11 protein-coding genes and 1 pseudogene are annotated in these 13,830 nt (G+C 70.6%); 1 reads left to right on the forward strand and 11 read right to left on the reverse strand.

The window, feature by feature from the left end:
• Positions 1 to 304: 304 nt before the first annotated feature.
• From D5R93_RS07670 to D5R93_RS07715, 10 genes and pseudogenes are all read right to left on the reverse strand, one after another.
• Entirely contained in the window at positions 305 to 1,099 is a 795-nt protein-coding gene (locus tag D5R93_RS07670) for a Fic/DOC family protein (RefSeq protein WP_119835960.1), read from the reverse strand.
• Positions 1,086 to 1,307, reverse strand: a complete 222-nt coding sequence (locus D5R93_RS13660; RefSeq protein WP_207666568.1) for an antitoxin VbhA family protein — start codon at positions 1,305 to 1,307, stop codon at positions 1,086 to 1,088. Before D5R93_RS13660 ends, D5R93_RS07670 begins: the two co-directional genes overlap by 14 nt.
• 187 nt (positions 1,308 to 1,494) lie before the next feature.
• The gene (locus D5R93_RS07680) at positions 1,495 to 2,181 is read right to left on the reverse strand and encodes a hypothetical protein (RefSeq protein ID WP_120204615.1); all 687 of its coding nucleotides are present in this window, start codon (positions 2,179 to 2,181) and stop codon (positions 1,495 to 1,497) included.
• Between the two features lie 210 nt (positions 2,182 to 2,391).
• Positions 2,392 to 2,532 (reverse strand): hypothetical protein, encoded by a 141-nt coding sequence (locus D5R93_RS13550; RefSeq protein ID WP_205570148.1) that lies wholly within the window; start codon positions 2,530 to 2,532, stop codon positions 2,392 to 2,394.
• 128 nt (positions 2,533 to 2,660) lie between these two features.
• On the reverse strand, positions 2,661 to 6,320 hold the full coding sequence (locus tag D5R93_RS07690) for a proline dehydrogenase family protein (RefSeq protein WP_243106660.1): 3,660 nt from the start codon (positions 6,318 to 6,320) through the stop codon (positions 2,661 to 2,663).
• A gap of 96 nt (positions 6,321 to 6,416) precedes the next feature.
• Positions 6,417 to 8,237, reverse strand: coding sequence for an alpha/beta hydrolase family protein (locus tag D5R93_RS07695; RefSeq protein WP_120204617.1), 1,821 nt, complete (start codon positions 8,235 to 8,237; stop codon positions 6,417 to 6,419).
• A 17-nt stretch (positions 8,238 to 8,254) separates the two neighbouring features.
• Positions 8,255 to 9,352, reverse strand: a complete 1,098-nt coding sequence (era, locus tag D5R93_RS07700) for a GTPase Era (RefSeq protein WP_119835964.1) — start codon at positions 9,350 to 9,352, stop codon at positions 8,255 to 8,257.
• A pseudogene (locus D5R93_RS07705) lies at positions 9,336 to 10,644 on the reverse strand (hemolysin family protein). The gene era and the pseudogene D5R93_RS07705 overlap by 17 nt, the downstream one beginning before the upstream one ends.
• Positions 10,641 to 11,099 carry an rRNA maturation RNase YbeY gene (ybeY, locus tag D5R93_RS07710; protein WP_119835966.1) on the reverse strand — a complete coding sequence of 153 codons (459 nt, stop codon included), beginning with the start codon at positions 11,097 to 11,099 and terminating at the stop codon, positions 10,641 to 10,643. Before ybeY ends, D5R93_RS07705 begins: the two are co-directional and overlap by 4 nt.
• Entirely contained in the window at positions 11,096 to 12,358 is a 1,263-nt protein-coding gene (locus tag D5R93_RS07715) for a PhoH family protein (RefSeq protein ID WP_119835967.1), read from the reverse strand. The genes ybeY and D5R93_RS07715 overlap by 4 nt, the downstream gene beginning before the upstream one ends.
• A 66-nt stretch (positions 12,359 to 12,424) precedes the next feature.
• Between D5R93_RS07715 and D5R93_RS07720 the strand changes: the two genes are divergently transcribed.
• A complete protein-coding gene (locus D5R93_RS07720) occupies positions 12,425 to 13,267 on the forward strand; it encodes a methyltransferase domain-containing protein (RefSeq protein ID WP_120204619.1) in 843 nt (280 codons plus the stop codon).
• A gap of 114 nt (positions 13,268 to 13,381) precedes the next feature.
• Here the strand turns inward: D5R93_RS07720 and D5R93_RS07725 are convergent, their stop codons facing one another.
• The gene (locus D5R93_RS07725; RefSeq protein WP_243106661.1) at positions 13,382 to 13,807 is read right to left on the reverse strand and encodes an EamA family transporter; all 426 of its coding nucleotides are present in this window, start codon (positions 13,805 to 13,807) and stop codon (positions 13,382 to 13,384) included.
• Positions 13,808 to 13,830 lie beyond the last annotated feature (23 nt).

Raw genomic sequence — 13,830 nt, forward strand, 5'->3', positions numbered from 1 at the left:
CCGCCGCTGGCCGACACGCGCCCCACGCGCCCTCGGCACCCGACGGGAAGTCCTCGCTCTGACCGCCTCGGTGGCAGGCCTGGCCTGACTGACGTCAGCACGCATCCTCGTGGCCACGACCTCCCGGTCGATACCCCTGGCCTCCAGATCACGTGCAGTACTGGCACGACGCTCGGCACTGTCATGCCGTGTCCACACGGAGCCGAGCGAGCACAGCCACAATGCCGAACAGCACCCGCCCCCCGCTCCGCCTCCCAGGCCCCAGGACGCTACTCACAAGTACCCACACACGCACAGATGCTCGTCATCGACTCACTCCTGGCCCGTCGTTGCCAGGCCCTCGGTGGCTCTGCCCTGGCACATGCGCGGTGGTGCGTGCCTGCGGTGTGCCTGGCGGGCTGCTCTGGGGTTGTCGCACAGCCTGGGAGGCACTCGTGGGGAACGACAGCCGGGCGCGCTCTGCGACGCGCCAGGCGGCGTCTCGCGCACCCTGCGGGGTCGCCTTGCTGACGATCTGATCGAGCATCTCACGCAGCGGAGCGAAGTCCCGCTGCTCAGACGCGGCTCGGCTGGCCTGGTCATTGGTCGCGCCGTGCACGGTGCGCCAGTCGAGCTGCCACCCGGCGTCGCGGGCGACACGGCTCCAGAACACCCGTTGCGCCCTACCGTTCCCCTCTCGGAACGGGTGCACGTAGTTGAACTGGTCGTAGTGGTACGCCAGGCGGTCGATAAACTGCTCGCGGCTCATGCCGCGCAGCTCGTTGTCGGCCCGCAGCTCCTCCGCGCAATATGCGGCGGCACGACCGATCATCGGCACCGGAAGAAAGAACTGCGCTCCCTCCATATTCTTGCGAATGTCGACAGTGCGCAGCTCTCCCGCCCAGTCGTAGACGTCCTGGAACAGATGGCGGTGGATCGCGCGCAGCTCGTCGAGGTCACCGGTCGGCCTCACTGGGCGATCCATGAGCTGCACCAGGCGGGTGAACACCAGAGCGCCCTCGGCCTTGTCGAGGGCGCTCTGTGTCGTCGCGCCGACCTTGTTGCTCAGCAGACCCGTCTCAGGATCAAGATACGGGTCGACGAGCTCAGCCGAGGCCATAACGCGCGCGAGCGCGGGCCACCAGCTCGTCAGAGTCGATGCGCCCGGCGACATACTCGTCGGCGTCCGCACGCGTCGCAGCATCGACGCGCATACCCTCCATCTCGCCGCTGTGGATCGCCTCGGCCACGCGCAGCCCGCGCTCGGCCGCAGTCGTCGCGGTGCCTGCTGTACCAGTGGCCACGACGGTACCCCTCTCGCTCGACAACAATCGACTCTAGCCGATTTCCCGAAAACGATCTAGGGGCAGTCTTGGGTCGCGAGGGTTTGGGTCCGGCTTGCCAACTTCCGTCTCCCCTCGGCCACCGTCGGCCCGTAAACGGTCGTGGGGAGAGGCTGCAATCTTGCTGCCGCGCCCCCTCCTCCCACGTCTGCCCCACACGTTTTGGGAGTCCTCACCGACTGGGTCCATGTTGCGGCACCCGCCGCTGGCCGACACGCGCCCCACGCGCCCTCGGCACCCGACGGGAAGTCCTCGCTCTGACCGCCTCGGTGGCAGGCCTGGCCTGACTGACGTCAGCACGCATCCTCGTGGCCACGACCTCCCGGTCGATACCCCTGGCCTCCAGGTCACGTGCCGTACTGGCACGGCGCTCGGCACTGTCATAGAGGGTACGCCCGTCCTCACGAGCCCTGTCGGCTGCCACCTCACGCTGCTCGGCCTCGGCCACCGCTCGGGCACGCTCCCCAGGGTCCGGCTCGTGCTCAGCCGCCACGGCTGTCTCCCCAGCCCGCTGGTCCTCCCGGTCCGCCTGAGCCAGGAGCCGCTGCGCCTCCGCACGGTCCCAGGCCGACCTGACTCCTTCCGCCCCAGCATCGGCGTACTCGTACCTGGCGCGGTCCTGCATGAGGCGGGCGCCCAGGCTCCCCGCCTCCCGGGCAGCACCGGCATTGTCAGCCTCAACACCGTAACCGTAGCGGGACCGCAACTCTCCCGGCTCCTGCCCACTGCGCGCACCTGCCCGGCGCAACGCCTCCTCCCGCTCTCGGGCGAGGCGCTCCCCTACCTGGACGGCGGCGCTCACGAGCATCCTCAGCTGGCCCTCCAGAGCCTCCTCAATACCGTCACTCTCTTCAGCCATACCGGCCTCCTTCTCTCTCCTGCCCTTCTACCCGGGCTGACGGACGGTCATACGTCTCCGGCTAGAAAATTATGACTCCCAGGTGTCGAATTCAGCCACAAGGCACCAGATGGAGGTCCATGTCAGTCTGAGCTGTACGACTACGCTCAGCAGCCCGACGCACACGACACATATCCTCCTCGCGATCAATCGCACCGCGAGCCAGACCGGTTAAGTACTCCACGTCCTCACGGTTGTGCCCCAGCCCTCGTGCCAGTCGGCCGCAAGTGACTGCACCACGGCACGGCGCTGGGTCGCGTCGAGCTGCTCGAACAGCTCAGGCCAGCGCTCCTCAACATCGAGTCTCTCCATAACGATCCTCTCGCAATAGGCGGTACGTCTGCTCTGTCCAAGTCATCCTGCTGGCCGAGAGCAACCCAGGATCCCGCCCGCACGCCAGACCGGCCGCCCCGTCAACTCAGTGGCCCTAGGTCCTCGGCTCACAGCAGCCCGGCGGCCAGGTCGAGGGGCGTGCCGAAGCGGTGCGCAGTGACCGATACCGACTGCTCGCGCAGGAAGGGCAGCAGCTCGGTGTGAGGGCAAGCGGTCACATCCCCGGTGTACAGCGCGACGTCCGGGCTGCCGCCGGTGGCGTGGCAGCCCTCCTGCCAGCGCTCCTGGGCGGGCTGCTCCCGCGGTCCCAGCAGCCGCACGCGCACCCCCAGCGCCCCGGAGCCGGCAAGGTCGCCCAACCGCCGGGTCCATGCCCGGGAGTCCTCCTGGACCACCGTGGCACCACGGTCCCGCAGCACCGTCGCCAGCGTCTCGGGCAGCGCCTCGGCCACCGACAGGCTCAGCCCGGCACCAGCCAGGCAGCCCGCCGCCATGACTCGCACCAGGTCCGCCAGCGCCGTGCCTGCCTCAGCCCGCACAAGGACCTCTGCGGGACGGTAGCGCAGCACGTTACGCTCACAAGCCAGGCCGGTGACGTCCACAGCCTGCCCGTAGGCGCTGCGCCACGCCTGGGCGTCGCGGGCCAGAGCCGTGCGCAGGAGCAGCAGGTCCTGGTCGGCGAGCTCGGAGCGCACGCTGCGGTACAGGTCGTCCAGGCCGCCCAGGGGCTCAGCCTCACCGCCCTCGCCGAGGACGTCCGCCTGCTGAGGGGTGTCCTCCACGGCACCGTCTGAGCGCACGACCTCCCCCAGGCCCAGCAGGTAGCTGGGACCACCCGCCTTCGTGGTGGAGCCGATGGCCGAGCGCTTCCACCCGCCAAAGGGCTGGCGCCTCACGATGGCGCCGGTGATCCCCCGGTTGACGTAGAGGTTGCCCGCCTGGACCGTCTCCAGCCACTGGGCCAGCTCCTCGGAGTCCAGGGTCTGCAGGCCCGAGGTGAGGCCGTAGTCAACCGCGTTGACCACCTCGACGGCCTCCTCCAGGGTGTCCACCCGCATGACGCCGAGCACCGGGGCGAAGTACTCCGTGAGGTGGAACTCGCTTCCGGGCCTCACCCCGGCGCGGATGCCCGGGCGCCACAGACCGGAGCCCAGGTGCCTGGGCCGCAGCACCCAGTGCTCCCCCTCTCCCAGAGCCGTCAGTCCCCGCACGGCCTTGGCGTCGTCAGGCACCACCACCGGCCCCACCTGGGAGTCCAGGTGGTCGGGTGCAGCCACCACCAGGGAGGCGGTGGCGTCCACCAGCTGGCGGGCGATCCTCTCCGAGCGCCCGGCTGAGCCGACCAGGACCAGCAGGGAGGCGGCCGAGCACTTCTGGCCCGCGTGGGCGAAGGCCGAGGCGACGGTGTCTCGCACAGCCAGGTCCGGGTCGGCCGAGGGCGTGACGATGATGGCGTTCTTGCCGCTGGTCTCCCCCAGCAGGCGCATGTCCGGCCTCCAGGAGCGGAACATGCGAGCGGTGTCGTAGGAGCCGGTGAGGATGACCCGGTCCACGCCGTCGTGGGTGACCAGGTGCCGGGAGACCTCACCGTCCTCCACCGGAGCCAGCATGAGGACGTCGGTGGGGACCCCGGCGTCGTGGAAGGCGCTGACCAGCTCCGCGGCACAGCGCCTGGCCGGAGGGGCCGGCTTGAGGACGACGGTGCTGCCCGTGGCCAGGGCCGCAGCCACGCCACCGGTGGGGATGGCCAGGGGGAAGTTCCACGGAGAGGCGACCACAGTCACTCTGCTGGGGACAAAGCTGCCTCCACCCAGGTAGCCGGGATCCTCCAGCGCCAGGGCGTTGCGGGCGTAAAGGTTGCAGAAGTCGATCGCCTCGCTGACCTCGGGGTCGGACTGGTCGATCGTCTTGCCGGTCTCGCTGGCGGCGACCTCGATCAGAGCGCCCCGCCGCTGCTCAAGAAGCTGTCCGGCCCGTCGGATGATCTCCGAGCGGATGCTGGCCCCCAGTTCCGCCCAGCCGGGTGCGGCCGCCTGGAGGACCTCCACGACAGCATCCACGTCCTCCTTGATGGCGAACCGGGCGGCGCCGGCCGTCACGGCCTCGACTCCCAGCCGGGAGGTGGGCACAGCCTGGGCGATCTGACGAGCCCACTGCCGGTTGCCGCCCAGGGAGGGGTCAGAGTCTGGGGTGGAGACAAAGGCCTCCTCCTGCACCGGGGCCGGTGCCGGGGCACCAGTGGGCCGCCCCTCCAGGCGGTCCTGGGTCCGCCGGGGCCCGGGCACGGGCGCCTGAGGGTCGAGGTCGGCTAGGGACGCCAGGAAGCGGTCACGCTCCCGGGTGAAGACACGGTTGTCAGAGGCGATGTCGAACACCCCGGACATAAAGTTCTGCGGTGCGGCGTTTTCCTCCAGGCGACGCACCAGGTAGGCGATGGCGACGTCGAACTCCCGGGGAGCGACCACTGGCACGTACAGCAGCAGGTGACCCACGTCGCGCCGTACGACCTCCGCCAGGGTGGTGGCCATCCCCGACAGCATCTCGAACTCGACGGCGTCAGTGCCCTCCAGCCCACGGGCCGCCCGCAGCTCGTAGGCCATGGCGATGTCAAAGATGTTCTGTCCCGCCACGCCCAGGCGCACGGCCCGGGTGCGCTGCGGCGTCATGGCCCAGTGGAGGACACGCTTGTAGCAGGTGTCGGTCTCCTGCTTGGTGGGCCATGTGGTCATCTCCCACCCGTGGATACCGGCGTCCACAGCCTCCATGGCGAGGTTGGCCCCCTTAACCACTCGCACCTTGACCGGGGCGCCTCCCCGGGCCACCCGCGCCGAAGCCCAGTCCTGGAGCCGCTGCATGGCCCCCAGGGAGTCAGGCAGGTAGGCCTGCAGAACGACCCCGGCCTCGTAGCCACGCAGCTCCTCCTGGTCCAGAAGGGCGGTGAACACGGCCAGGGTCAGGTCCAGGTCCTTGTAGTCCTCCATGTCCAGGTTAAGGAAGGTGCCATGGTCACGCGCCAGCCGGTACAGAGGGGTCAGCACCTCCACCCCGTGGGCGACTACCTCGTCAAAGCCCCAGGGGTTGTGCGGACCGGTCACGGCAGACACCTTCACCGAGACGTAGTCCACGTCCGGCCTGGTGACTAGTCTGGAGACCTCCGCCAGGCGCCGGGCAGCCTCCTGGTCACCCAGGACCGCCTCACCCAGGAGGTTGATGTTGAGCCGGTTGCCGTCCCGGCGCAGACGCCGCAGCGCTGGTCCCAGGCTGTGGTCGGTTGCATCGACGACCAGGTCGCCCACGATCTGGCGGAAGGTGCGCCGAGCAGCGGCAGCCACCACGGCCGGCGCGAGCCGTGAGGTCGCCCCGCCCAGACTGGTGGCTGCGGCCAGGGCGGGCGGGAGAAAATCCGTGCGCCCTGCGGCCAGGCGGCGCAGGGCACGCCCCGCCACCTCCAGGTCAGCCGGGCGCACGACGTCGTCGACAAAGCGGGTGGTGAAGGCCAGCCCGTCGGGGTCAGCCAGGATCCGGGAGAGCAGGGCCGCCGCCCGGGGCACGGGAAGCCGGGCCGAGGCCTCCACCCAGCCCCGCGCACGCTCCACGGCACGCAGCCCCAGCTCCCACGTCTCCTGCGGGCAGGGACTGTCCGGGGGCCTCGTCGGGACCGGGTCGGTCAAGGAGGTTGACAAGGAGGTCGAGGAGCCTGGAAGAACAGGGCAGGGCGAGGAGGCATCTGCGGTGCCCAGGGGCTCGGAGGGGGTGGACGTCATCATCCTGGTGGTCTCCTGTTCCAGTACGCACTGGTCTGGTGGCCGGTAGCGGGCAGAGTGCCCACCTCCCAGTGTGCGCTATCAGGAGCCTGCGCGCAGTCACAGCAGCAGAGGAAACAGTCCCCAGTAGGCCAGGAACATCAGCTGGACAAGGGTGCCCCCCAGGGCGGTGAGCAAAACGGCCCCCGCCGGACGGGTCAACCAGCGTCCTCCCCCGTCCCGGCGGACGTGCCCACGCATGAGCCAGGCCCTGCCGACCAGCTTGACCAGGAGCACCACCGTCATCAGCGCCGCCCCCTGCGCCACTACCCACCCCCCGTAGGAGATCCACAGGTTGGAGGTGCGGTTCAGGGCGAGCCGGGCCACGGTCAGGACGTAGGCCAGGTACAGCACCCAGGAGGCCGTCACGGACAGGCCCAACGACACCGCCCACCGCCCGAGAGGTGCCGGCAGGTCCAGGCCGTGCCCGCCTCTCAGCCTCGGGAGCTGGCCAGCCCCCCACAGCACGGCAGACAGGCCGAGCAGCCCCAGGCCCAGGAGGGCAGTCACCAGCATGAGGTCCCCGCTGGCGTACCACCGAGTCCGCTCCGGCACCTGCGCCCAGTAGACCTGCGTGGACGCCGCCCCGGCCACACGGGGCTCAGCACCGCCGGTCTCCGGCAGTCCCGTCACCCATCGGGCCAGGTCCCGCGTCACCCCAGGCACCAGAGGTCCCTCGGTACTGGTACCCAGCTTGAGGCCGTGGTTGGCCCCGGCGTAGTAGCGCACCGTGAGCTGGTCGTTGCCCGCCTCCTGCATCGACTCCCAGACCGTCTTGGGCCCCTGGAGCACAGGCATGGAGGAGTCCTCCGTACCGTAGAGCATGAGGACCGGCACCCTCAGATGCCGCTCGTAGGCGGAGACGTCGAAGTCGGCATACTTGAACCATCCGCCGGGCAGCTCCTGGGAACCCAGGATCCGGGGGATGATGTCCAGCAGGGGGTCGGGGACCCCCACCTCGCGCAGGTAGGAGTCCATGGCGAAGGCAGCCTGCTGGCGTATGGGAACCACCGGCGCCGAGGCCAGCACCAGGAAAGCGATACGGGAGTCCTGGGCAGCCAGCACCACGCCGGGGTAGCCGCCCTCCGACTCGGCGTACAGCCCCACCCTCAGCTCGTCCACCTCCTCCAGGGAGCGCAGGAACTCCACGGAGCCGGCGTAGTCCGCCGCCATGGACACGTAGTCACGCTCGGTAAGGGTGTAGTCCTTCATCGGCTTGTCCGGCACTATGGTGGTTGCCCCGGCCGAGGCCAGCGCCTCGGCCTGCTCGGCAAAGCCCTCGATCGTCTGGGTCCCGGCGCCGTGGAGGAAGACGACGCCCGCAGTGGGGGTGGGTGCCCCCACCGGCTGGCGCAGGAGCGCGGGCACCTCCTGGCCGTCGGCCTGGGGCACGCTCACCTGGATGGTCCTGACCTCGTAGGTGCCTACCGGGACGGTCTCGACCTGGCCGCCGATGCTGGTGTCACGGGTGGTCGGGGCCAACGGCGCGGTGAAGACCGCGGGCGACCAGCGCGGACCCGCCAGGGTCCCCACGAGGCTGAGCCCCAGCACTAGGACGATGCTGCCCCCCATGACGCGGTGGTCGTAGGAGACCGCCAGGACCAGCGCCCCCAGCGCAAGGGTGAGGACGATCTGCCAGATCTCGGTCAGTCCCGCCCCGAGGAGCAGCAGGAGAAGGACCAGGGCGAGGACCCCCAGGAGCAGCCTAGCCAGGCGACGGCGTCCGGCACGGCACACCTCGACAACCAGCCCGACGGCCCTGCGGGGAAAGGCGCGCGCCCAGGCCCACCCGGAGGTGATCTCGGCCTGGGATGGTCTCAGGGGCTCTGGCCGGGAGCGGGTCCGACGCGGCAGGAGGCGGGCATGACGGTGAGGGTGCATAGCAGGACAGGTCCTGCTCAGAACCCGAGCCGGGCCAGGGCCTTCGGGTCGGACTGCCAGTCCCTGGCGGTACGCACGTGCAGGTCAAGGTAGACCTTGCGTCCCAGCAGCTCCTCAATGCCCTTGCGTGCCTTGACCCCGACCTCCTTCAACCGGGCGCCGTTGCGCCCGATGACGATCCCCTTCTGGGAGTCGCGCTCCACCACCAGGCTCACCCGCACCTGGAGGCGGCGACCTGCTCCCTTGAGGTACCCCGGGTCGCGGTCCTCCTGACGCGCCCGCTCAGGGTCGATGACCTCGTCGACGACGACGGCCAGGGAGTGCGGCAGCTCCTCGCGCACCCCCTCCAGCGCGGCCTCACGGACCAGCTCGGCGATCATGGTGGTCTCGGACTCGTCAGTGACCTCGCTGGAGGGGTAGAGGGGCGGGCTGGCAGGCAGGTAGGAGACCAGGACCTCCTCCAGGACGTCAACCTGCTCCCCGCGCCTGGCCGAGACCGGGACGATCTCGGCCCAGTCCCCCAGGGAGTCCACAGCCAGGAGCCGGGCAGCCAGGTCCTGGCGCGAGACGGTGTCCGCCTTGGTAACCGCTGCCACCACGGGAGTGCGCAGCCCGGCCAGCTCCCGGGCGATGAGGCGGTCGCCCGGGCCGGTCCTCTCGTTGGCAGGCAGGCAGAAGACCACGACGTCCACCTCGGCCAGGGTGGTGCGTACCAGGTCGTTGAGGCGCCGACCCAGCAGCGTCCTGGGCCGGTGGAAGCCAGGGGTGTCCACCAGCACCAGCTGGGCGTCGGCACGGTGAACCACGGCTCTCACGTTGTGCCGGGTCGTCTGCGGCTTCCCGGAGGTAATGGCGACCTTAGTGCCGACCATCGCGTTGGTCAGGGTGGACTTGCCCGCGTTGGGACGCCCTACCACGCAGGCGAACCCGGCGCGGAAGCCCTCGGGGACCTGCGGCACTGCGACCTCGACACGCGCACCGTCCGCCCCGGCCCGCCCCGGGCCGGAGTCGTCCAGGGCAGGAAGCAGGACAGGAAAGCCGTCGCCGTCACGCACAGGCACAGCCTGGCCCTCACGCGAGCTGCTGGAGCCGCTGAAGTCAGGGGACTGGGGCATCAGAGTCCTTCCGCTCAGGCTGGTCAGGGACCTCGGGCACCCTGGTGGCAGTCAGGGTCGCCAGCTGGCGACGGCGCCCTGCCACGTCCTGCGCCACCAGACGCAGCCCCTGGACGTCCCCGCTCGCCCCGGGGAGGGGAACACGTCCGACAGCCTTGGTGAGCAGCCCCCCGGCGGTGTCAACGTCGTCGTCGTCGATCTCCAGGCCGAAGAGGCCGCCCAGCTCGTCCAGCCCGAGCCGGGCGGGGATACGGTAGGTACCAGGAGCGACCTCCTGGGGCTCGGGCAGCCGGGGGTCGTGCTCGTCGGTGAGCTCACCGACCACCTCCTCCAGCAGGTCCTCCATGGTGACCAGGCCCGCAGTGCCCCCGTACTCGTCCACTGCCAGGGCCATGTGGAAGTGGCCGGTCTGCATCTCTCGCAGCAGGTCGTCAGCCAGCTTGGTCTCCGGGACGTACTCGGCCTCGCGCACGAACCCGGACACGGCCAGGCCGTCCTGGTCGGGACGCTCCGACAGCCGACGCAGGAGGTCCTTGAGGTAGAGCACGCCGCGCACGTCGTCAGCGTCCTCCCCGATAACAGGCACCCGGGAGAACCCGGAGCGCACGAACAGCCGCATCGCGCTGGCGGCGCTCCTGTCCGACTCGATCGTCACCATGTCGGTGCGAGGCACCATGACCTCGCGCACCAGGGTCTGGCCCAGCTCGACGACGCTGCGCAGCATCTGGCGGTCCTCGTCCTCAATAGTGTCGGCCTCGCCGATCTCGTCGATCATCTCCCGCAGGTCCTCGTTGACGGCCTCCCGGGCCTGGGCGTGGGTCGGCTCGGCACGGCGGCGGGGCCATGGGCTGCCAGCGCGCGCCACGGCGCCCCCAGGGCGGTGACCCAGGCCAGGAGCCCTCCCAGCACCAGGAGGGTTCCCCCCGGGTTGCGCTGGCCCACCGACCGTGGGGAGACGCCCACCAGCACCCCAGGAGCACAATGTTGCCCAGGACGGCCAGGACCAGCACCAGCCACCACTCATCCACCAGGCCGGCGACCGCCAGGGTCACCAGGACTGCGGCGAGCATGTCCACCGCCACGCGTGCAGGCGCCACGGCGGCCAGTACCTGGTCGCGCCGCTGCGCCAGGTCACGCACCCGCACGGCCCCGCCCCGCCCGGCTTCGACCAGGTCCTCAGCGGCAGCACGGGTGAAGCGGGTCAGGGCCGCCTCCCCCGCCGACAGCGCAGCCCCCAGGCCCAGGACAAGGAGAGCGCCCAGGACGAGAAGGAGGACAGGTATCCCGCTCACGCGCCCCGCTCCGCCAGGAAGGTCAGCAGGAGCCTGCGCTGGAGCGCGAACATCTCCTTGCGCTCGTGCGGCTCGGCGTGGTCGTAGCCCAGGAGGTGCAGGATGCCGTGGGTCGTCAGCAGGAGCATCTCCTCCACCGCGGAGTGGCCGGCCTCCAGCGCCTGCTCAGCAGCCACCTGTGGGCACAGCACGATGTCACCCAGGGTCCCCGGGGGCGTGGGTGTCCCAGCCGTCCCCGGCCGCAGCTCGTCCATAGGAAAGCTCATGACGTCAGTGGGACCAGGCAGGTCCAGCCAGCGCTCGTGGAGCTCGGCCATCGGCTCGGGGTCGACGAACAGGATGGCGAGCTCGGCAGCGGGCGAGACGTGCATGGCCTGGAGCACGTGGTCAGCCAGGGCGGCGAACTCGGCCCCGTCAATCGGGACGGAGGTCTCGTTGCTGACCTCTGTCGTCACGTCTGCCTCCCCTCGTCGGCTCCGCTGGCCTCACCAGCCCTGCCAGCCCGACCAACTCTACCGGCTCCGACAGGACGCCCACGGCTGCGGGCACCGCCGGGCGCGGCACGACGACGCGGCGAACGACGCAGCGCAGGACCATGCTCGGTGGGGGCAGCCCCCGCCTGCAGGGCCGCGGCCTGGGCCTCGTAGCTGGCGTAGGCGTCAATGATGCGGCCCACGAGACGGTGGCGGACGACGTCGGCGCTACCCAGGTCGCAGAAGGCGATGCCTTCCACCCCCTCCAGGATGCTACGCACCACGACCAGGCCCGAGGGCCGCCCACCAGGCAGGTCCACCTGGGAGACGTCCCCGGTCACCACCATCGTGGAGCCGAAGCCCAGGCGGGTGAGGAACATCTTCATCTGCTCTGGGGTGGTGTTCTGGGCCTCGTCGAGGATGACGAAGGCGTCGTTGAGGGTACGTCCGCGCATGTAGGCCAGAGGGGCGACCTCGACGGTTCCCGCTGCCATGAGCCGGGGCAGGACCTCGGGCTCCAGCATGTCGTGGAGGGCGTCGTAGAGGGGACGCAGGTAGGGGTCGATCTTGTCGGTCAGGCTCCCGGGCAGGAAGCCCAGGCTCTCCCCCGCCTCCACGGCAGGACGGGTCAGGACGATCCGGGAGACCTGCCTGCGGGCCAGGGCGTCCACAGCCTTGGCCATGGCCAGGTATGTCTTGCCGGTCCCGGCCGGACCGATCCCGAAGGTGATGGTCGAGTCCTCAATAGCGTCGGTGTAGGCCTTCTGCCCCAGGGACCGGGGGGTGATGGTCCGCCCGCGCGCGCTCAGCACGCTGTCGGTGAGAACCTCGGTCGGCCGGGCCGCCTCCTCCAGCAGACCGACGGCACGCTCCACAGAGTCGGCAGTCAGCGGCGTGCCAGCGCGGGCGACGTCAACCAGCTCGGAGACCAGCACGAGGGCCGTGTCGAGGCGGTCCTGGTTCTCCCGGGCAGCGGTGGCGGTGACAGTGGTGCCACGCACGTGGACGTCTACCTCCGGGAACCCCTTCTCCACCGCGCGCAGCACCTCGTCATGGGTGCCCAGGAGGACCACCGGATCCAGGTCAGTGGGCAGGGACATGGTGCGAGTGACGGTGGGCGTGCCAGCAGGGGCGGCCGTGCGTGCCAGGGAGCCGCCACCGCCGACGGTGGCGTCAGCGGCGCCACGACTGGCAGCGGCTGCCCCAGGTGCTGTACCAGGTTCACGGAAGGCGTCGGTCATCGTGCCCCGATCCTACATACTGGGCCCCGGCTCCCACCGAGCGCGGCCCGGCTAGCCTCGGCCCTCATGAGATACACCCACGGCCACGGGGCAGCCGTCCTGGCCAGCCACTCGCAGCGCTCGGCAGCAGACTGTGCCGCCTACCTCCTCCCTCACCTCCAGGCGGGGCAGGACCTGCTGGACGTCGGCTGCGGGCCGGCGACGATCACCGCCGACCTCGCCCAGGCTGTGGCTCCAGGGCGCGTCGTCGGGCTGGACCCCGCGCGCGCGGCCCTGGAGGCGGCACGCGCCACGCTGGCTGCACGCGCGGCGCCCCCAGCAGACGACCCCGGCACCAGCAGCGCCGCAGACGGCGCGGCACCGGCCGTGGAGCTCCTCGCAGGTGACGTGCTCAGCCTGCCCTTCAGCGACGCCTCCTTCGACGTCGTCCACGCTCACCAGGTGCTCCAGCACGTGGCAGACCCGGTCACAGCCCTGCGGGAGATGGCCCGTGTGACCCGCCCCGGCGGGATCATCGCGGCCCGCGACACCGTCTACCCGGCCATGGCCTGGTTCCCCCAGCCCGGCGCCCTGGAGGAGTGGCGGCGCGTGTACACCGCGACGGCGCAGCACAACGGTGGGCACCCGGACGCAGGCGCCCGGCTCCTGTCGTGGTGCCGGGAGGCCGGACTCACCGAGGTCACCTGCTCCGCCTCCACCTGGTGCTACGCCACGCAGCCGCAGCGCCGCTGGTGGGCAGGAACGTGGGCGCAGCGGTGCCTGTCCTCCTTCGGGCCGCAGGCTGTCGGGCTGGGCCTGACCACGCCGGAGGGACTGCAGGAGATGGCTGAGGCCTGGCACGCCTGGGCCGAGGCGGGCGACGGCTGGTTCGTCGTCGTCCACGGCGAGGTGCTGGCACGCCCCGCGTGAGACCAGGACTCGCGTCGCCATCGCCTCCAGGGCCGCTGCGACCTCGCCCGTGCGGCGAAGAGCCACAGACCCAGGCCACAGCCCCTGGGCCTGCCACGAGGACAGTCGCACCGCTCACCCGAGCATGGCCAGCGTCCCGGTGACCAGCAGGCCCAGACCCGCCAGGTAGCGTCGGGAGACGCGCTCGTGAAGGACCACGACGGAGAACACCACCGTGACCAGCACGCTGAGCTTGTCAACCGGTACCACGACACTCGCAGGACCATCCTGGAGCGCGCGGTAGTAGCACAGCCAGGACGCCCAGGTGGCCAGGCCGGAGAGCACGAGGGAGACCAGGCTACGAGCACCGACCTCCCCCAGCGTACGGTGAGAGCCGACGAGGAGGACCATGCCCCGCGCCCCGGCCAGGACCACGACCGTCCTGATGGCTGTGGCCAGCGTGGGGTCCGTGGCGTGGGGTCCGTGGTGCGCACCCCCTGCTTGGCTAGGACCGCGGTCACTGCGGCGAAGAAGGCCGAGCCGCAGGCAAGGAGAAGCCACATGAGGTCAGGCTACCCTCGGTC

Origin of the sequence: Actinomyces lilanjuaniae, assembly GCF_003606385.1 — a bacterium.
Classification (GTDB): Bacteria; Actinomycetota; Actinomycetes; order Actinomycetales; family Actinomycetaceae; genus Actinomyces; species Actinomyces lilanjuaniae.

Bases quoted from the DNA above. Each gene is read 5' to 3' on its own strand.
- D5R93_RS07720 (WP_120204619.1), top strand. From the start codon at position 12,425: ATGAGATACACCCACGGCCACGGGGCAGCCGTCCTGGCCAGCCACTCG.
- era (WP_119835964.1), bottom strand. From the start codon at position 9,352: ATGCCCCAGTCCCCTGACTTCAGCGGCTCCAGCAGCTCGCGTGAGGGC.
- D5R93_RS07680 (WP_120204615.1), bottom strand. From the start codon at position 2,181: ATGGCTGAAGAGAGTGACGGTATTGAGGAGGCTCTGGAGGGCCAGCTG.
- D5R93_RS07715 (WP_119835967.1), bottom strand. From the start codon at position 12,358: ATGACCGACGCCTTCCGTGAACCTGGTACAGCACCTGGGGCAGCCGCT.
- D5R93_RS07690 (WP_243106660.1), bottom strand. From the start codon at position 6,320: ATGATGACGTCCACCCCCTCCGAGCCCCTGGGCACCGCAGATGCCTCC.
- D5R93_RS07670 (WP_119835960.1), bottom strand. From the start codon at position 1,099: ATGGCCTCGGCTGAGCTCGTCGACCCGTATCTTGATCCTGAGACGGGT.
- D5R93_RS07695 (WP_120204617.1), bottom strand. From the start codon at position 8,237: ATGCACCCTCACCGTCATGCCCGCCTCCTGCCGCGTCGGACCCGCTCC.
- D5R93_RS13550 (WP_205570148.1), bottom strand. From the start codon at position 2,532: ATGGAGAGACTCGATGTTGAGGAGCGCTGGCCTGAGCTGTTCGAGCAG.